The sequence below is a fragment of the Caballeronia choica genome, from assembly GCF_001544535.1.
In the GTDB taxonomy this organism is placed as follows: Bacteria; Pseudomonadota; Gammaproteobacteria; order Burkholderiales; family Burkholderiaceae; genus Caballeronia; species Caballeronia choica.
Genome location: NZ_FCON02000078.1, coordinates 19,539 through 37,649, shown reverse-complemented (window position 1 = coordinate 37,649; position 18,111 = coordinate 19,539). Strand labels below are relative to the sequence as shown.

Sequence of the window (18,111 nt, the reverse complement as noted above, 5' to 3'; positions counted from 1 at the left end):
AAGCCGAGGTGCATTTCGCCGCGATACCACCATGGCGTGGCGTCGACATACTCGTCGCGAAACTTGTAGGAACGCGCACGAACGTCTTCTTCGTATTTCATCGATGTCTCCGGCTGTTGTGTGCGGCGAGCGCCCGTTGGTGCCCGCCGTCATGCTCAGTGAATCAGGAGGGAATGCGCGCGGAACCGCCTTCGAGCTTGCCGAGTGTCTCGGGCACGACGAACGCGCCCACCAGGAAGATCACGCTGATCGCGCCGACGAAAATCGCCAGCGTCATCGGCAACTGGCTCGCATCCTTCGCTACCAGCGACACGGCCGTCGGCATCATCCCGCCGATCGCGAAGCCAATGTTCCAGGAGAGGCCCGTGCCGGTCGCGCGGATCGAAGTCGGGAAGCGTTCGTTCAGGAAGATCAGGATCGGCGCATAGCCCGCACTGCCGAGCGCGCTGAGAAGCACTGCGTATAAGCCGACCATCATGATGCTGCTCGCGCTGGGCAGCAGCAGGAACAGCGCGGGCAACGCGACAAGCCGGATCAGCCCGATCCACACGAACGTGCCCTTGCGGCCGATGAACGTGCTCAGGTGCCCTGCCGCGATCGAAGCGACCACAACCGCGACGCTGCAGATCATCAGGATCGCCGCGGCCGCACCGTTGGGTGCGTGGCTAACAACCTTGAGGAACGTCGGCAGGTAGCCCGATGTCAGGTAGTAGCCGCTGCCGCCGCCAATCGTCAGGAGCAGGTTGACGAAGAGGATCTTTCGATAGTCGCGCGAGAACAGCGTCTTCAGCGGCGAGCGCACGACTTCGACGGGCGCGCCCTTGACCTGCGCGGCCGCCTTCGCGGCCTTTTCGGCGGCGAGCTTCTTCCACAGCGGCGACTCTTCAAGGCTGTTGAACACGAAGAGGCCAAGCACCGAGCTGATGATGCCGGTGAAGAACATGCAGCGCCAGCCCCATACGTCGAAGGCATCGCCGGGGAAAAGCGCCGACATCGCGAGAAACGTTACTGACGCGAGCAGCGCGCCGAGTCCCGCCCCGCCGCCGCCGATCAGCCCCGACACCGCGCCGCGATACTTCGGCGCGACGGATTCCGTGCCGATGGTGTGCGTCGAAGCAACCACGCCGCCGACGAACACGCCCTGGATCAGGCGCAGCAGGAGGAAGAGAATTGGCGCAAGCAGGCCGACTTGAGCGACGGTCGGCAGCAAGCCGAACGCGGCCGTCGACAGACCGACGCCAACCACCGCGACGATCATCGCGCCTTTACGGCCACGGCGGTCGGCGTAAGAGCCGAACAGCGCGGAGCCGAGCGGGCGCATCAGCAGTGTCACGGCGAACGATGCATAGACTGCCGCGAGAGAAAGCATCGCGTGCTCGGAGGGAAAGAAAAGACGCCCCACCACTGGCGCGACATACAGCAACACGAACAGGTCGAACAAATCCAGTGCCCAACCGAGACACGATGCTGCCACTGCGCCCATCACCTGTCGCTGATCGACTGCGGGCACGGCTGCGCCATTTTGCGCTGCTACTGACATTTCCATCTCCTTGAATGTCACCGAGCCGTCTCACGATCGACCCCGTGTTGAAGGCACGTTGTTGTGGCGTGCTCTTGTTGCCGTTAAAGAAACTATCGGTGCGCGGCGGCGAGCGGCGTCGTTGTCGATGCGCTGCCTGCGCGTCGTCCGGTGACCATTGCGTCGGCGATCTTCTCGGCAATCATGATCGTCGGGATATTGGTGTTCGCCGACGGCAGTCGCGGCATCAGCGATGCATCAACGACGCGCAAGCCCTGCGTTCCATGCACGCGGCCTTCGGTATCGGTGACGGCGCCGCGCTCGCGCGCGTCGCCCATGCGGCACGTTCCGCTCGCATGCCATACGCCGAAGACATTCGCGCGGATGAAGTCCGCGAGCGCGCCTTCATCGGCGAGCAGCGAGGAGATCCTGAGCCCGCGCGTGAAGAAGCGTTCGATCAGCAGGCGGCGGATCGGCGCGGGTGCATCGAGCAGTGTGCCGAGCACCGAAGTCAGCAGTGCATTGCCCTCGCCAACACGGCTCAGCGCCTTCACGCGCGGCGAAAACGCCGCGGGAAAGAAATCGCGCTGATCGCGACCGAGGCCCGATGCGGCGACGACCTTCGCGAGCAGCCGTACGCCAACCGCGAGCCGGTCGAGGTCGCGCTGGTCGTCGAGCAGATTGAGCTCGACGCGCGGTGCGACCGCTGCGTCGGGTGAAACGAGTTGCACGCGGCCGCGCGAGTACGGCCGGTTGCACCAGAGAAAGAAGAGGCCGAGCCGATTGCCGAGCGAATGCCATGCGGCACGCGTCGCGCTCGACAGATACAGGTCCGACGGTTCGCCGCCATCGACGCCGGACGTGAATCGCGCAGCCGTCATGCTCGCCCGGCGCCGGGAAAGCGGCATGCGAAAGCGCGGTTCGAGAAAGTGGCAGAACGTGAGCGACGGATGATCCTGCAGGTTGCGCCCGACGCCCGGCAGATCAACGAGGCATCCAATGTCGAGCTCGTCGAGCGCATGCTTTGAGCCGATGCCCGCGCGCATCAGCAATGCGGGCGACTGGAGCGCGCCCGCGCATACGACGACCTCATCGGCGTCCAGATGAACGCGCTCGCCGTTCGGCGCCACCGCAACCACGCCCTGCGCGGCGGTCCCTTTCATCACGATTCGCTCGACACGCAAATTCGAATACACGGTGAGATTGGGTCGCTTGCGTGTCGCTTCGTCGAGGTACGCGACCGCGGTGGACACACGCTTGTCGTCGATATTTGAGAACGCGCCGGGAAACAAGCCGTCGCTGAACTCGGCATTTTGGTCTTGCAGGGTGGCGAAGCCATTCGCGCGTAGCCCATCGGCGAACGCGTGACAGAACGGGGGCCAATCCTCCGGCATGATGCGGCGGATCGGCACCGGGCCGTCGCTGCCATGCAACTCGCCAGCGGGGAAATTCACATCACGCTCGAGCTTGCGAAAATACGGCAGCACGTCGTCCCATGCCCAGCCCGGCGCGCCGTTCGCGGCCCACTCGTCGTAATCGCGCGGCAGGCCGCGATTGGCCGACTGCACGTTGATGCTCGACCCGCCGCCCATCACACGGCCCTGCTCATAGACGCGCGGCGCCGCGTCCTTCGTCGCCTTCGCCTTCAGATCGGGCCAGATGTAGGTATCGCCGCAGAAGACAGGCATCGGATAGCTGTCGAGGATGACCGCGGGCACGGCGCCCGGCGGCGTATCAGCGCCCGCTTCGATCAACGCGACGCGCAGCGACGGCACCGCCGACAGCCGATGCGCGAGCACGCATCCCGCCGATCCGCCACCGACGATCACGTAATCGAAACGTTCCATATGCCTGTCTCCTTGTCTCTTGCTGGCTTCTCAGGAACCGCGAAACATCGGCTTGCGCTTGCCATGAAACGCTTCGACGCCTTCGCGGAAGTCGTCGGACGTGCGCAGGCGGCTATAGCAGTGCCCTTCAAGTTCGATCGCGATCGAGAGCGGCGCGTCTTCCGAATCATTCAGCAGCTTCTTCGCCGTGCGTTGCGCGAGCGGCGAGAAAGCGCGCAGTTCCTCGACGAGCGCATCGGTCGCGGCTTCGAGTTCGGTATCGGCCACGCATTCGACGACGATGCCCCACTCGTATGCCTGCTTGCCCGGTATGCGGCGCGAGCGCATCACGATGTCCTTCGTGCGGCCTACGCCGACCATCTGCTGCAACCGCGCCGATCCGCCCGAACCTGGAATCTGTCCGAGCTTCTGTTCCGGCAGCGCATAGAACGTGGTCTCGGTCGCGATGCGGAAGTCGCACGCGAGCGACAACTCGAATCCCACGCCGAAGCAGAAGCCGCGATTGGCCGCGATCACCGGCTTCGAGCAGCGCGCGGGTGCGGCGATGTTCCAGGCGAGCTTCGACACATGTTCGGGCGATGCTTCGAGAAAGCCCTTGATGTCGCCGCCACTCGAAAAGTGCTCGCCCTTCGCGCGCACGACGATCACGCGCACGCGATCGTCTTCGTCGAGCGCTTCGAACGCGGCGCGCAACTGGTCGCGCGCATGCATCGAGATCACGTTGAACGGCGGGCGATGCAGGATGATGTCGGCGCGCTCGCGATCAGCGTCGATCTCGATCGAAAAGCCGTCGAGGTCCTGAAGCAGCGTCTGGCCGCGATGGGTCAAGTCGGTCATGTTGATTTACTCCTTCGTGGTGTTGGTACGGTGTGCGGCAGATGCGAACGGACCGTTATCGCGTTGATATTCGCCGGCGGAAAGCTTGCGGCGCAGGATCTTGCCGACCGGCGACTTCGGGATGTCGTCGACGAACACGTAGTCGCGTGGCCGCTTGAAATTAACGAGATCCGACTCGCGGCACCATGCGTCGAGCGCGGCTGAGTCGACATAATCGCGGCGCTTGATGAACGCGACCACGCGCTGGCCCCAGCGCTCGTCCTTCACGCCCGCGACGGCCACTTCATCGACCGACGGATGCAACGAAAGCACCGATTCGATATCGACCGGCGAGATGTTCTCGCCGCCGCTGATGATCATGTCGTCCACTCGGCCGGAGACATACAGGTCGCCGTCTTCGTCGTAGTAGCCGGTGTCGCCGGTGAAGTACCAGCCGTCGCGCAGTGACCTTGCGTTGGCATCGGGGCGGTTCCAGTAGCCTTCGAACGCTTCGTCACCGAGCAGGTCCGCGATGATCTGGCCTTCTTCCTTCACGGCGGCCAAGTCGTCGGGCGACTTCGCGTCGAGCTTCACGACGCGCAGGCGCGTGTTGATGCCCGCGCGTCCCGCGCTGCCCGGCTTCCTCGTCGCGTCCTGGTCGATGCTGAACGTATAGACCTCGGACGAGCCGTAGTGATTGACGAACAGTTCCGGCTCGAATGCGGCCGAGAGGCGCTTGAGCAAGCCGTCGTTCATCGGCGCGCCCGCGAAGCCGAGCTTCGTCACCGACGAGGTATCGCTCTTCGCGAAGTCCGGATCGGCGAGCAGGTCGTGATAGAGCGTCGGCACGAGATACAGGCACGTGAGGCCGTGCTTCGCGATGGAGTCGAGCGCGAGCCGCGCGTTCCAGCGCCGCACGCAGACGAAAAGGCCATCGACGAGCGCCATCGAGAGCAGCGAGCGCACGCCCATCGTGTGATAGAGCGGCATCACGCCGAGCGTGCGTTCACTGTGCCGATACAGGTTCTGCGCGACGTGCGCGAGCGCGCTTGCGCGTTCGTGCCGGTGACGGCGCGGCACGCCCTTCCCCTTGCCCGTCGTGCCCGAGGTGTAGAGGATCAGCGAGAGATCGTCGGCGTTCGCGTGGGTCGTCTCGCTGGCATGCTTGCGTTCAGCCAGCAGCGCGTCGAAGGCGGTCGTGCGGCCTTGGGCGTCATCGAGTCCGATGCGCGGCACGTTTTGCGCCGCGCTGCTTTGCACGACGGCATCCGCGCACACCGGTTCGTAGACGATCGCCTTCACGCCCGCGTCAGTCACGCAGTAGTCGAGTTCGTCGGGCTTGGCGCGCCAGTTGAGCGGCACGATCACGATGCCCGCGAACTGGCAGGCCCAGTGCAGCGTCGCCATTTCCCAGCGGTTTTGCAGCACGGCGAGCAGCCGGTCGTCGCGTGAGAGACCGAGATCGCGCAAGCCATCGGCGACATTGAGAATGACGCGGTGCCACTGCGCGTAGGTGAATTGCAAATCGCCATCGACGAGCGCGAGCGCGTGCGGGCTTCGCTCGACGCTTTGCAGGAACGTGCGGCCGAGATCAAGCATGCTCGACCTCCGTGCCTTCTTCACGACGATTGCGACGTGCCGCAACGTCGAGCACCGCCTTGACAATCGGCGTGTAGCCCGTACATCGGCAGATATGGCCCGAGAGCATCTCGCGCACCTGTTCCTCACTCGGATCGGGCACGCGTTGCAGATAGTCCGCGCACGACATCAGAATGCCCGCCGTGCAGAAGCCGCACTGCAACGCGTGATGCTGCTGGAACGCCTGCTGCAGGTCGCCGAGCGTCTGATCGGGTGCAAGACCCTCGACCGTGTCGACGCGCCGTCCGTCGACCTGCACCGCCAGCATCAAGCACGACCGCGCCGCGACGCCGTCGATGTGCACCGTGCACGCGCCGCACACGCCATGTTCGCAGCCGACGTGCGTCCCGGTCGCCCCGAGTTCGTGCCGGATGAAGTCCGATAGCAGTTCGCGCGGCTCGCAATGGCCGCTCCGTTCGCGGCCGTTGAGCGTCAGCGTGATGCGCTGCGCTTCGCCTTGCCGCATGATGTTCATCGATGTCTTGCTCACTTCGCCTCCTCGATCACGCGCCATCCGAGTTGCCGGACCAGATGCCGGCGATATGCCGCGCTGATATGCGCGTCGTCCTGCGCGCCAAGCTTCCAGCTCAAATCGTTCAATGCGCCGCGCAGGTCGTCGCCTTGCAAACGCGGCCAGCGTTCGACCGTCGGGCGGTCCGCGACGCCGCCCACCGCGATGCGGATCGCGTCATCGGTCACGACCGCCGCGCATGCAACCATCGCAAAGTCGCCGTGACGTGCGGAGAATTCGGTGAACGCGTAATGCTCGCCCGGCTGTTTCACCGGAAAGCGCACGGACTCGACGAGTTCGTCCGGTTCGCGTGCTGTCATCAACATGCCCTGGAAAAAGTCCTGCGCCGCGAGCACGCGCTTTTTCTTCTTCGAGCGCAACGTGACGTCGCCGCCGAGCGCGGCGAGCACGAGCGGCAGTTCTGCGCTCGGGTCCGCGTGCGCGATCGATCCGCATACGGTCCCGCGATTGCGGATCTGAAAATGCGAGATGTGCGGGAACGCCATCGCGAGCATCGGCACTTCGTCGCGCAAGGTCTTGCGCCATTCGACGCTGCCCTGCGTCGCCGCCGCGCTCACCACCAGTTGGCTCGCCTTGTCATCGACGTGAACCGCGTTCAGTTCTTGCGTGCGCGAGATGTCGATGAGCACGCGCGGCTGCGCGAGCCGCATGTTGAGCACCGCCATCAGCGACTGGCCGCCCGCGAGCACGCGCGCGTCCTCGCCGAATTGCGCGAGTGCATCGAGTGCATCGTGCGTCGTCATGGCGCGCAGATAATCGAACGAAGCGGGCTTCATGCTTTGCTCCTGAAGCGCGCGATGACGCGCGATAGCCACGAACCGCCTGCCTGCACGGACTTGCCGGCGGCCTGCCGCCCGAGCGATTCGAAGAGTTGCTTCAACACGACCTTCGCCGCGCCTTCGAGCATGCGTGCGCCGACCGCCGCGACCTTGCCCGACACCTGGGCTTCGTAATCGTACGAAAGCTGCGTGCCCTTATCGGTCGGCGTGAGTTCGACGAGGCCGTTGCCGCGCGCACTGCCCAGCGGCGAGATGCCTGCACCCGCAAGTCGCAGCCGATGCGGCGCGTCGATCTCCGACAAGCCCATACGCGCCTCGAATCGCGCCTTGATCATGCCGACACCGACCGTCACATCCGCGCGATACTGATTCGGCGCAGTCTCTTCGAGCGCATGGCAGCCGGGGATGACCTTCGCGAGCGCTTGCGGGTTCAGCAAGACGGCGAAGACCGCTTCCGGCGTCGCGGGCAAATCGACCGTGCCTTGCGCCGTCAGCGCCTTGCCACCGGGCGTCGCGGGTTTCTTCGCGGGCGCATCGCGCAGTTCGGGTCGTGACGGCTCCGGGTCGTCGATACCGATCAGCGCCATCACTTTCGACGGCGTGAGCGGCAGGCGAATATCGTCGACGCCGAGCGCATCCGCGACGGCATTTGCGATGCACGGCGGCGTGCTCATGTTGTTGCCCTCGCCGAGACCCTTCGCGCCGAGCGGGGTGAACGGCGACGGCGTCTCCAGATGGACGATCAGCGGATCGGGCACTTCGCAAGTGGTCGGCATCAGGTAGTCGGCGAGCGTGCCGGACTGGAAGCTGCCGTCCGCGCCATAACGGAACTCCTCCATCAGCGCCGCGCCCAGACCTTGCGCGAACGCACCGCGAATCTGGCCGTCGGCGAGCGCGGGGTTCAGCAGCGTGCCCGCATCGTGCGCGGTCACGTAGCGGTCGATACGCACGCGCCCCGTCGCGCGATCCACTTCGACGCCGCACATATCAAACGCGAAGCCATACGCCGCCGACGTATTGATACGATCGTTCTCGTCGGGCGCTTCCATGTTCGGCGGCGTCCAGAACACGGTCGCGCGCAAGCCCGGCTCCTCGCCTTCGGGCAGGAGCGCGGGCGCCCAGTGTGGCGCGTTGCTCGCGACGCGCGCAAACAGCAGTGCGCGATCCTCAGCGCCCTTTGGATAGATGCGCGCGGCATCGAAGCAGACTTCCTCAGGCGTGCAGTCGAACTGTTTCGCGACGATGCGCGAAAGCTTGTCGCGCACCCGCATCGCGGCGAGATGCACCGTGCCCGCGACCGCGCCTGCAAAGCGGCTCGAGTAATTGCCGGACGCAACCGACCACGCGTCCTTGTGCGTATCGAATTCGACATTCACAACGATGTCTTTCGGATCGAGGCCGAGCACATCCGCGACGACTTGCGCACACACCGTCATGTGGCCCTGCCCCGCCGGCGTCGACGCCACGGTCACGACGACACCGCCAAGCAGATCGACGCTCACCGTCGCGCTCGCGATCGCGCCGCTCTTCGGTCCGGCTTTCTTGCGCGCGTCGGCGGGCATCACGGTCGTGATGTAGCCCATGTTCGATACCGATGGCTCGACGATTGCCGCAAAGCCGATGCCATACAATCGCCCATCGCTGCGTGCCGCTTCGCGGCGCGCGACGAGTTCGTCGTAGCCGCCATCCGCGAGCGATCGGCGCAACGCTTCCTGATAGTTGCCCGAGTCGAGCAGCGCACCCGCCGCCGCGCGATACGGAAACGCATCGGCGGGAACGAAGTTGCGGCGGTACACGTCGAGCACGTCGAGCTTGAGTTCGATCGCGATGCGCTGCATCAGCCGTTCGAGCGCGAAGTAAACTTGCGGGCCGCCGAAGCCGCGCACGAGTCCGGTCGGCGTCTTGTTCGTCAGCACGACGCGGTTGCGCACGGCGAGATTCGCGACCGCGTACGCGCCCGTCAGGCAGCCGTGCATCCGGTAGAAGGTCGCTGGTTCGGGTGCGCGCACGTAGCCGCCGACGTCTTCGACCTGATCGTACGAAAGCGCGGTGATGCGCCCGTCCCTTTCGACAGCGGCTTCGATTGTCGAGAAGCGCGCGGTCGCAGACGTCGCTGCGCTCAGATGCTCAAGCCGGTCCTCGACCCACTTCACCGGCGCACCCGCCTTGCGCGACGCGAGACACATCAGCACGACATACGGAAAGACTGCCTGCTTCACGCCGAAGCTGCCGCCCGAATCGCGCGGCGCCTTGTGACGCAGGCGATTCGCCGGCACGTTGAGCGCCATCGCCATCACGGCGTGCAGGGAGAACGGCCCCATGAAATTCGACGTGACGTCATAGCCTTCGTTGCCCGACAGATACTCCGCGATCACCACGCCGCATTCGATCGGCGCACACGTATTGCGCGGATAGTGCGCGACGAACTTCACGCGATGCGGCGCTGCTTCAAACGCGGCTTCAGGATCGCCGTAGCGGAAGTGCCGGTCGCTGATCACGTTCGTGCCGACGCGTTCATGCAAGACCGGTGCATCGTCGTTCAGCGAGGCGTCGATCGAGGTGACTGGATCGAGCATTGCATATTCGACCTTGATGAGGTCGAGCGCATCTTCGGCCAGCGCGCGCGATTCGGCCATTACCACAGCTACGGGCTCGCCCACGTAACGCACGCGATCCATCGCGAGCGACCATTGCTCCATCGGCGACTTCACGCCGACGACGAACGGCCGCGACCACGCACGCAGATCGTCGCGAGTGAGCACGGCCCGCACGCCCGGCAGCTCCGACGCCGCCTGCGCATCGATCGACACCAATTCCGCGTGGGCGTGCGGCGAGCGCAGCACGGCGGCGTGCAGTGTGCCTGGTTTGATCGCGAGGTCGTCGCCATAGCGGCCACGGCCGGTCAGGATCGCGGGATCTTCGAGGCGCTGCATCGAGCGGCCGACGTGGCGCCTGGCCCGCGACCCTTGCTCCGCGCCCGCGTCGATCTCAGCGAAGGCGGTCTCGCGCTGGTTCATCGCGCGGCTCCTTCAGCGCGGCTCGCGAACTCATCCGCGAGACCGCTCCAGCGGCGCGCGATCTCGCCGTGCTCGATGCCGAACAGATCGAGAATGCGGCCGACCGTGTGATCGACGACATCGTCGATGGTCTTCGGATGCGCGTAGAACGCAGGCACCGGCGGCATCACGATCGCGCCCATCTCGGTGGCGAGCGTCATGTTGCGCAGATGCGCGAGGTTGAGCGGCGTCTCACGCGCGACCAGCACGAGACGGCGGCGCTCCTTGAGCATCACGTCGGCGGCGCGCGTGAGCAGGTTGTCGGCGAAACCGTTGGCGACGGCTGCGAGCGTCTTCATCGAACACGGCGCGATCACCATGCCGTCGGTCAAAAACGATCCGCTCGCCACCGCCGCGCCGATGTCGCGCACGTTATGGACGACGTCCGCGAGCGCATCGAGGTCGCCGCGTCCGAGGCCGAGTTCCTGCGCCGCCGTGACCGCGCCCGACGCCGACACGATCAGATGCGTCTCGTGCGTGCCGAGCCGGCGCAGCGCGGCGAGCAGGCGAACGCCGATTGCGGCGCCGCTCGCGCCCGAGATGCCGACGACGATGCGTGCCTTGTTCCGCTCAGCCATGATCGCGGCTCAGGTAGGCGTCGAACGCGGCGTTGTCGGCGGCGACGAGCGACTCGAGATCGACCGTGTCCTGGCCGGGAATGCGCACGCGCGTGAACACGTGCTCCGGATAGACCACGGGGCGCGTCGCGTCGAGACCCATCTTCGCGCTCACGCCTTGCAGATGCGGCGGCGCGTCCGTCGGCTGGCCGACCGTCGTCGACGGATCGAGCGGCGAACCCTGCGCCCCCTCGATCACGACGAGATCGCGATCCGCCTGAAAGCGCGTCGCGATCGCCCATTCGATTTCGGCGGGATCGTGCACGGCAACATCGGTATCGACGACGACGACCTGCTTGATGTCGTAATGCGCGCCGAACGCGCACAGGATCACGTTCTTCGCTTCGCCCTCGCGCTTCTTCTCGAACTGCACCCAGAGGTGATAACGACACACGCCGCCCACCGACAGATGCACGTCCGTGACGCCCGGATGGCTGCGTTGCAGATGCGCGAGCAGCGTCGCTTCGCGCGGGATTGCGCCGAGCAGCAAGTGCTCCATCTCAGCGGGAACGATCGTATGAAAGACCGGATCGCGACGATGCGTGAGCGCGGTCACCTCGATCACCTCGCGCGCTTCCTTGGCGCTGTAGTACTTCGGGAATTCACCGAATGGGCCTTCCGGCTCGCGCACGTTAGGCAGAATGCGCCCTTCGATCACGATTTCCGCATACGCCGGCACATGCACGGCGCTCGTCACGCATTTCACGACCGGCAGCGGCCCGCCATGCAGCGCACCCGCGATTTCCAGCTCGTCGTGATCGATTGGCGTGATCGCTTGCGAGGCGAGCATCGTCAGCGGATCGACGCCGATGGCCACGGCCACGTCGAGCGCTTCGCCCGCTTCCTCGGCAGCTCTCTGAAACGCGTAGAGGTGGCGCGGCAGCAGCAGGATCGCCATGCGGTCCGGCCCGTGCACCTGGATGCGGTTGATCGACACGTTCTGCACGCCGGTGCGCGGATTGCGCGCGATTACGAGACCCGCCGTGATGTACGGGCCGTTGTCGTGCTCGCTGTGCGTGGGGATCGGCAGCAGCGCGTGCAGGTCGACGCCGTTCGTATGAACGATCTGCTGACAGGGCGCGTCCGCTCGATCGACTACCCTGGATGCGATCGGCTGCGCGGCCGCCGCCGAAAAACGCTCGAGCAGGCCTGCTTCCTCGACACCCATCGCCTCCGCGATCCAGGCGCGCTTCGACATGAAGCCGGAAACGACCGGCACGTCCTTGCCGCCGGGCTGCGTGAAGAAAGCGGCCTGCGTGCCGTCGAGACGCTTGGCGATCGCGGCGAGTTCGTGCTCGAGCGCGACCGGGTGATCGATGGTCGCCAGGCGGCCGGTCTTGGCGAGATGCGCGAGCCAGTCACGCAGCGTCAGCGCATCCGTCTCCGAACGATTCGAAGCCCACGGAAGAGGAAAGGTGCCGTGCGTCGCGGCATCGCGAGTATTCATCTGCGTCTCCATCAATGCCCTGCGTTTCGCGGCGAAAGCGCCGCAGCAAGGATTGAACGAAGCGTAGCGAGATCGCGTTATAAGTTCTAATACTGTTTTTTGATGCGCCGGATCATTAATGCTGATATCAGTGTTAGCCCCGATGACACCGGTCTTACAGATCGATATCAATAGACACCTGCCACCTCACCGCCGGCGAAAGCATTGCCGGAAACGGCCCGCCAGACGCCTCGCGGCCATCGACTGATAGCGCAAGCCAAGGTCATTACACTCGTTGATACCCTTGTTCATACGAAAAAATGGACCTCAAGCAAATCCAGTACTTCATCGCGCTCTTCGAGGACGGGTCCGTCACGCGCGCAGCCAAGCGGCTGAACATCGTGCAGCCCGCGCTCAGCATGCAGATCGCGAAGCTGGAGGATGAGCTGCATCAGCAATTGTTCGAGCGCGGCGCGCATGGCATGGCGCCGACCGCCGCCGGACGCCTGATGTATCGCCTCTTCCTGCCGATCATGCGCGACCTCGCGCACGCGCGGCAGCAGCTTCAGCAGCGCGACGAAGTGGTAACGGGGCATGTGAGCATCGGGCTCATCGCATCGGTGACGGAGAGCGTGCTTGCCGATTCGCTTTCGCGCTTTCATGCGCGTTATCCGCATGTCGAAGTGACGGTGGCGGACGGCTTCAGCGCGACCTTTATTGACTGGGTCGCGGGCGGTCAACTCGATGCGGCCCTCATCAACAAGCCGCGCGCGCGCCTGTCGCTGGATTCGCAGACGCTGCTCGATGAAGAAATGGTGCTGGCGACGAGCGTCGCGCACGGTCCCGACCTACCGCACACGATCGAGCTCGCGCAGTTGCCCGAACTCGAACTCGTGTTGCCGACCAAGCGCCACGGCTTGCGCGGCGTGCTCGATACCGCCGCACAGCACGAAGACGTGCTGCTTGCGCCGCGCTTCGAAATCGACGTGCTCAGCACGATCGTGAAGCTCGTCGAGAGCACTCGCTTTGCGACGATCCTGCCGCGCATCGCTGTCGGGCGGGCCGTGCAGCGTGGGACGCTGCGGGCCCATCCGATTCTCGCGCCACGCATCGTGCGGCATATCGTGCGCGTGAGCCATCCGCGCAGGCCGCTGTCCGCCGCGGCCGAGGCGCTGATCGAGATCATCGCCGACGAACTGCATCGCGTGTCGAACGCATCCGGCACAACCCCCCCTCTTGTCACCAAGGAAACTGCATGATTGCACCACACTGGATAGCCGGCGCATGGGTCGGCGTGCCCTCGGTCGACAGCATCGACCCCGCTACCGGCGAAAGCATCGGCCAGTTCGCCGACGGCGGCGCGCCGGAAGCCGATGCGGCCATCGCCGCGGCACGGCACGTGTTCGACCGCACGACGTGGGCGCAGGACGCGCGCCTGCGCCAGGACGTACTACTCGCATGGGCCGCCGCGCTCGATGCGCAACGCGAGCCGCTTGCGATCCTCCTCACGCGCGAAAACGGCAAGGCAATCGCGCAATCGCGCGGCGAGATCGCAGGCGCGATTTCCGAAGTCCGCTATTACGCGGGACTCGCTCGGCACATCGCGGGTCACGTGCTGGAAGCCGAACCGGGAACGATCTCGACGATGCTGCGCGAAGCCGCTGGCGTCGCGGCCATCGTCGTGCCCTGGAATGCGCCCGCGGTGTTGCTCGTGCGCTCGCTCGCGCCCGCGCTCGCCGCTGGCTGCACCGCAATCGTCAAAGCGGCCGCGCAGACCCCGCTGGTCATCGCGGCCATGCTGCGCTGCTTCGAGCAGACCGCGCTGCCGAAGGGCGCGGTGAACCTCGTCAATGAGACGGGTTATGCGGCGGGCGAGCGGCTGGTCGAGTCGCATGACGTCGATGTGGTGAGCTTCACCGGATCGACCGCGACGGGCAAGAAGATTATGGCCGCCGCCGCCGAAAGCATGAAGAAGCTCTCGCTGGAACTCGGCGGCAAGTCGTGCTGTGTCGTCTTCGAGGATGCGGACGTCGCCGCGATCGCGCCGCGTATCGCACGCGCCGCGACGATCATCTCGGGTCAGCAATGCACGGCTGCGCGCCGCGTGCTCGTGCATGCCCGGCGAGCGGCGGAGATGCGCGAGCATCTGACGCGTGCGCTCGAAGCGCTGAAAGTGGGCGAAGGCATCAACGAGGCAATGGACATCGGCCCGCTAATCGACGCGGCCACGCGCGACGCGGTCGATCAAACCATTGCCCGTGCCTGTGACGAAGCCGATCGCGTACTGCTGCGCGGCAAGCGCTCGGGACATGCGTTCCTGTCGCCGACGCTCGTCGAACACAGCGACCCGAAAGGGTTCTTCTGCCAGGAGGAAATCTTCGGACCGTTCGTCACGCTGGAGACATTCGACACTGAAGCGCAGGCAATCGACAAAGCCAACGACACGGTATTTGGACTGTCCGCGAGCGTGTGGACCCACGACGGCGCGCGCGCCTTTCGCATCGCGCGCGCGTTGCGCAACGGCACAGTGTGGATCAACGATCACAACAAGCTCTTTGCCGAAGCGGAAACGGGCGGCTACCGGCAAAGCGGTCTCGGCCGCCTGCACGGCTACGATGCGCTCGCCGACTTCACGGAGATCAAGCACATCTGTATGCCGGCAGGCGTCGCCGATGGCGTGATACCGCTACGTTGAGTACGTTAGCGGGCGGCACGGCTTGCTCTCCAACGTAGGGCCGCCCGGATAGCCGGCGCCGAACGCGGGTGGCGGCAACTCAATCACGCCCCGGGATGGTAGCCGAACGATCGGGGCGGTCCATGAGCTTACCGGCTGTGGCTGGGCCGACGGATTCGCGGCCAGGCGCCGCGACAGCCGAATGGCTGCCGGTACGTTGAGGTCGGCACGAGATGCCAGAGTTGAGGCGTCGTACGGGCAGTTAAATCCAGCCGTGGTCAGCCCGTTACGTCGATTGAATTGCGGTCGCGGAGCGCAGAGCGGCTTGCCCGTCGAGCTGCGCCGTCGTGTAACGATGTGCGCCCTGACTCAACGTCAACCGTCCTTGGTCAATGAATGTGACTGCCACCGTTGACGTCGATGGTTGCACCGGTTACATAGCCCGCGAGATCAGACGCAAGGAAGAGGCAAGCCCCGGCGATTTCCACCGGTCGACCTGCGCGTTGCAAAGGAATCGTGGTAGCGATTTCCTTCTGCCGCTCTTCGGACAATCCATCCAGCATGCCCGTTTCCGTCATTGAAGGACAGACGACATTGGCGCGAATTCCCATCGGCCCAAACTCGCGAGCGATCGTGCGAGTCAGACTGATGACGCCGCCTTTAGACGCGGCGTAATGAGCACCGCCGACCAGACCGCCGCCCCGTTGCGCCGCAACCGAAGCAACATTAACGATCGCGCCACGCTTCTGTTCCGCGAATACCGCCAAGGCACTTTTACAAAGGTTGAAAGCTCCTTTGAGATTCACGTTCATCATCCGGTCGAAGTCGGACCCCTCGATTGTGAGCATCGGCTGGGCCTTGACGATTGCGGCGCTATTCACAAGACAATCGACTGAACCGAAGCGGGCGATGACTTCATTGAACAGACGTGTGCAGTCTTCCTCGTCCGCGATGTCGCATCGAATGCCGATGACGTCGGCATCGCGTCCCGCTTTACTGTCGATGGCAGCCTTGATTTCGCTAGCCAAACCATCATTCATGACGACGTCGACAGCGACGATTTTTGCCCCATGTTCCGCGAAAAGTTCTGCAGTCGCATATCCAATTCCTCTGAGCGAACCTGCACCGACGATCACGCAAACCTTGTTTTCCATAAGCATGTTTATTACTCCAACGCGCCTGGCGCGAATTAGCGTTTGATATCGAGATGTCGGGTTTCAGGGCTTGCAATGATGGCGATGAGCGAGGCGCCAATGACCACCGCGCAAAACGCGGTGATGACCCAGGTCTGACCGCCCGCGTGCTGAAGCAGCCATGCGCAGATAAAAGGCGTGGGCCCGCCCACCAGCAGATTTGCGCCGGTATATGCAGCTGCGGATCCCGAGTATCGGACATTCGTGGGGAACGGTTCCGCGAAGAAAGCGGGTTGCACGCCGGACTGGATCTGGAGCGAACCAACGAACGCCGCCATTGCAAAGAAGATGACATACCAGTTCTTCGTGTCGAGGAGCGTGAAATAGGACAGCGCGATCGCGAGCGTCAACACCGATGCGATCAGCATTGTCGGCTTGCGGCCGATTCGGTCGCTCACTGCGCCGCCTGCAATCACCGTGACGATCGCGATGAGGTTCGCGCCCATCAGGCAGAGAAATGCGGTCTGGCTGGGAAGGGCCAGGTTCTTCGTGATGTAGCTGAGCGAGAAGACCGTAATTACGTAGAAGCAGGCTGTCGGAGCGCACCAGACTACAAGCAGACGGAAAATGGTCCCCGGATACTGAGCGAAGGCCTTTACGAGTGGCACGCGTTCTTCCGCGCCTTTGGCGTGCGCCTGGACGAAGGCCGGTGTCTCCGAGACCCGAAGGCGAATATAGATGCCGACCACGACGAGCAGGAAGCTCATAAGAAACGGAATGCGCCATCCCCACGCCTGGAACTGCTCTGCGCCGAGTGTGCTCGTCAGCGCAAACAGCACTCCGCTCGCCAGCGCCGCGCTCAGCGAGGAGCCCGTGTTGATGAACGAACCATACAGGCCTCGTTTGTTCTGCGGGGCATGCTCCATCGTCATGAGCTGCGCGCCTGTCGCTTCTCCCCCCAGTGCAAAGCCTTGCAGGAAACGCAGTAGCACGAGACACAAGGGTGCCGCGAAGCCGATGGTCGCGTAGGTCGGCAGGCAGCCGATCAGGAACGACGCAGCGCCCATGAGCGATAACGTATAAAGCAGGATGTTCTTGCGCCCGATGCGGTCACCCAGCGCTCCGAAGAAGAGCCCGCCGAGCGGGCGCGCGAAAAAGCCGATCCCGAAAGTCGCGAACGCCGCGAGGATCCCCATGTTGGGATCCATTTGCGAGAAGAAGATCTTTGGGAAGACGGTCGCAGCGACCGCGCCGTAGGCGGTGAAGTCGATCCACTCCAGCGCCGAGCCGACTGTACTCGCGACAGTCGCGCGCTTTGCCATCGAGTTTGTCGGAGCGACTGGCGCGTCCATGGTTAATGTGTCCCTCATCGGGATGTCTCCTGTTGGAAGATTGATTTTGCTTGGGTAACAAAAAAGGGCGCTGCTTCGATCGGGATTGTCTGGGGTAAGCGTCGGTCACATCCAACAGGCGAACGGATAGAAGAGAGTTGCTTGCAAGAGGCGCGGCACCTGGTCCCGGTTGCTCAAGGCAACGGAATCACGGCCACGCCAACCACACGCCCTAGCGCGCAAACACATTCGGCTGGTGTACTTCGATCACGTTTCCATCCGGATCCTGGAGGAAAACCTGGTGCCAGCCTGCAATCGCCCAACGACCGTAGTCCGAGTAGCGGATGCCATGTTGGTCGAGCCGCCTCTTGAAGCCCTCGATGTCGTCGGTGCGAAAGCAGAAGTGTCCGCGCGCCATGGGATTGACGATTTGATTCATCTTGAAGCCCGTGTCCAGATCCCGCTCCGCCCAGTGAAATTCGATGTCGCCGTCGCTCAGAAAGTCGACCTTGCCGTTGTAGCCGGTAGTCGTACTTTCGGCGTTCACCCGGGCGTGTTCTTCATCGTTGATCGTGCCGAGATCGAACAGCGTTTGATAGAACCTGGTCAGGCGGGGAAGACTGTCGGTGCACAAGTTGAGGTGGTGAAACTTGAAGTTCATGTCGGGCCTCTTAGGGTGAAAGGGTGCGCTTGGCGTGCAGCAACGCTTGAAAGCGTCAGGGTGCAAAAAAGTGCTGCTCTGG

At 64.2% G+C, this 18,111-nt stretch carries 14 protein-coding genes; 2 read left to right on the top strand and 12 right to left on the bottom strand.

Annotated features, from left to right (window positions below):
* Nucleotides 1-163: 163 nt before the first annotated feature.
* The 9 genes from AWB68_RS27370 to AWB68_RS27330 all read right to left on the bottom strand — a co-directional run bounded on the left by AWB68_RS27370 (nucleotide 164) and on the right by AWB68_RS27330 (nucleotide 12,251).
* The gene (locus tag AWB68_RS27370; protein ID WP_087647475.1) at nucleotides 164-1,540 is read right to left on the bottom strand and encodes an MFS transporter; all 1,377 of its coding nucleotides are present in this window, start codon (nucleotides 1,538-1,540) and stop codon (nucleotides 164-166) included.
* A 92-nt stretch (nucleotides 1,541-1,632) separates the two neighbouring features.
* Complete coding sequence (locus AWB68_RS27365) at nucleotides 1,633-3,366, bottom strand: GMC family oxidoreductase (protein WP_087647474.1); 1,734 nt, start codon at nucleotides 3,364-3,366, stop codon at nucleotides 1,633-1,635.
* 30 nt (nucleotides 3,367-3,396) lie between these two features.
* Nucleotides 3,397-4,203 carry an enoyl-CoA hydratase/isomerase family protein gene (locus AWB68_RS27360; protein WP_087647473.1) on the bottom strand — a complete coding sequence of 269 codons (807 nt, stop codon included), beginning with the start codon at nucleotides 4,201-4,203 and terminating at the stop codon, nucleotides 3,397-3,399.
* A gap of 6 nt (nucleotides 4,204-4,209) precedes the next feature.
* Nucleotides 4,210-5,781: an AMP-binding protein gene (locus AWB68_RS27355; RefSeq protein ID WP_087647472.1), complete on the bottom strand. Its 1,572-nt coding sequence runs from the start codon at nucleotides 5,779-5,781 to the stop codon at nucleotides 4,210-4,212.
* Nucleotides 5,774-6,310, bottom strand: coding sequence for a (2Fe-2S)-binding protein (locus AWB68_RS27350; RefSeq protein ID WP_087647471.1), 537 nt, complete (start codon nucleotides 6,308-6,310; stop codon nucleotides 5,774-5,776). Before AWB68_RS27350 ends, AWB68_RS27355 begins: the two co-directional genes overlap by 8 nt.
* The gene (locus AWB68_RS27345; RefSeq protein ID WP_087647470.1) at nucleotides 6,307-7,128 is read right to left on the bottom strand and encodes an FAD binding domain-containing protein; all 822 of its coding nucleotides are present in this window, start codon (nucleotides 7,126-7,128) and stop codon (nucleotides 6,307-6,309) included. Before AWB68_RS27345 ends, AWB68_RS27350 begins: the two co-directional genes overlap by 4 nt.
* Nucleotides 7,125-10,148, bottom strand: a complete 3,024-nt coding sequence (locus tag AWB68_RS27340; protein ID WP_087647469.1) for a xanthine dehydrogenase family protein molybdopterin-binding subunit — start codon at nucleotides 10,146-10,148, stop codon at nucleotides 7,125-7,127. Before AWB68_RS27340 ends, AWB68_RS27345 begins: the two co-directional genes overlap by 4 nt.
* Nucleotides 10,145-10,765, bottom strand: coding sequence for a UbiX family flavin prenyltransferase (locus AWB68_RS27335; RefSeq protein WP_087647468.1), 621 nt, complete (start codon nucleotides 10,763-10,765; stop codon nucleotides 10,145-10,147). Before AWB68_RS27335 ends, AWB68_RS27340 begins: the two co-directional genes overlap by 4 nt.
* Entirely contained in the window at nucleotides 10,758-12,251 is a 1,494-nt protein-coding gene (locus AWB68_RS27330; protein ID WP_087647467.1) for a UbiD family decarboxylase, read from the bottom strand. Before AWB68_RS27330 ends, AWB68_RS27335 begins: the two co-directional genes overlap by 8 nt.
* A 299-nt stretch (nucleotides 12,252-12,550) precedes the next feature.
* Between AWB68_RS27330 and AWB68_RS27325 the strand changes: the two genes are divergently transcribed.
* Together AWB68_RS27325 and AWB68_RS27320 are read left to right on the top strand one after the other, a co-directional pair.
* Complete coding sequence (locus AWB68_RS27325; protein ID WP_087647466.1) at nucleotides 12,551-13,489, top strand: LysR family transcriptional regulator; 939 nt, start codon at nucleotides 12,551-12,553, stop codon at nucleotides 13,487-13,489.
* Nucleotides 13,486-14,925 (top strand): aldehyde dehydrogenase family protein, encoded by a 1,440-nt coding sequence (locus AWB68_RS27320; RefSeq protein WP_087647465.1) that lies wholly within the window; start codon nucleotides 13,486-13,488, stop codon nucleotides 14,923-14,925. The genes AWB68_RS27325 and AWB68_RS27320 overlap by 4 nt, the downstream gene beginning before the upstream one ends.
* 368 nt (nucleotides 14,926-15,293) lie before the next feature.
* Here the strand turns inward: AWB68_RS27320 and AWB68_RS27315 are convergent, their stop codons facing one another.
* The 3 genes from AWB68_RS27315 to AWB68_RS27305 all read right to left on the bottom strand — a co-directional run bounded on the left by AWB68_RS27315 (nucleotide 15,294) and on the right by AWB68_RS27305 (nucleotide 18,029).
* On the bottom strand, nucleotides 15,294-16,064 hold the full coding sequence (locus AWB68_RS27315; protein ID WP_087647464.1) for an SDR family NAD(P)-dependent oxidoreductase: 771 nt from the start codon (nucleotides 16,062-16,064) through the stop codon (nucleotides 15,294-15,296).
* A 29-nt stretch (nucleotides 16,065-16,093) separates the two neighbouring features.
* Entirely contained in the window at nucleotides 16,094-17,359 is a 1,266-nt protein-coding gene (locus AWB68_RS27310; protein ID WP_087647477.1) for an MFS transporter, read from the bottom strand.
* 241 nt (nucleotides 17,360-17,600) lie between these two features.
* Nucleotides 17,601-18,029: a VOC family protein gene (locus AWB68_RS27305; RefSeq protein ID WP_087647463.1), complete on the bottom strand. Its 429-nt coding sequence runs from the start codon at nucleotides 18,027-18,029 to the stop codon at nucleotides 17,601-17,603.
* Nucleotides 18,030-18,111 lie beyond the last annotated feature (82 nt).

Excerpts from the sequence above, each read along its gene's own strand:
- AWB68_RS27370 (WP_087647475.1), bottom strand. The coding sequence starts at position 1,540 with ATGTCAGTAGCAGCGCAAAATGGCGCAGCCGTGCCCGCAGTCGATCAG.
- AWB68_RS27365 (WP_087647474.1), bottom strand. The coding sequence starts at position 3,366 with ATGGAACGTTTCGATTACGTGATCGTCGGTGGCGGATCGGCGGGATGC.
- AWB68_RS27360 (WP_087647473.1), bottom strand. The coding sequence starts at position 4,203 with ATGACCGACTTGACCCATCGCGGCCAGACGCTGCTTCAGGACCTCGAC.
- AWB68_RS27355 (WP_087647472.1), bottom strand. The coding sequence starts at position 5,781 with ATGCTTGATCTCGGCCGCACGTTCCTGCAAAGCGTCGAGCGAAGCCCG.
- AWB68_RS27345 (WP_087647470.1), bottom strand. The coding sequence starts at position 7,128 with ATGAAGCCCGCTTCGTTCGATTATCTGCGCGCCATGACGACGCACGAT.
- AWB68_RS27340 (WP_087647469.1), bottom strand. The coding sequence starts at position 10,148 with ATGAACCAGCGCGAGACCGCCTTCGCTGAGATCGACGCGGGCGCGGAG.
- AWB68_RS27335 (WP_087647468.1), bottom strand. The coding sequence starts at position 10,765 with ATGGCTGAGCGGAACAAGGCACGCATCGTCGTCGGCATCTCGGGCGCG.
- AWB68_RS27330 (WP_087647467.1), bottom strand. The coding sequence starts at position 12,251 with ATGAATACTCGCGATGCCGCGACGCACGGCACCTTTCCTCTTCCGTGG.
- AWB68_RS27325 (WP_087647466.1), top strand. The coding sequence starts at position 12,551 with ATGGACCTCAAGCAAATCCAGTACTTCATCGCGCTCTTCGAGGACGGG.
- AWB68_RS27320 (WP_087647465.1), top strand. The coding sequence starts at position 13,486 with ATGATTGCACCACACTGGATAGCCGGCGCATGGGTCGGCGTGCCCTCG.
- AWB68_RS27315 (WP_087647464.1), bottom strand. The coding sequence starts at position 16,064 with ATGCTTATGGAAAACAAGGTTTGCGTGATCGTCGGTGCAGGTTCGCTC.
- AWB68_RS27310 (WP_087647477.1), bottom strand. The coding sequence starts at position 17,359 with ATGGCAAAGCGCGCGACTGTCGCGAGTACAGTCGGCTCGGCGCTGGAG.
- AWB68_RS27305 (WP_087647463.1), bottom strand. The coding sequence starts at position 18,029 with ATGAACTTCAAGTTTCACCACCTCAACTTGTGCACCGACAGTCTTCCC.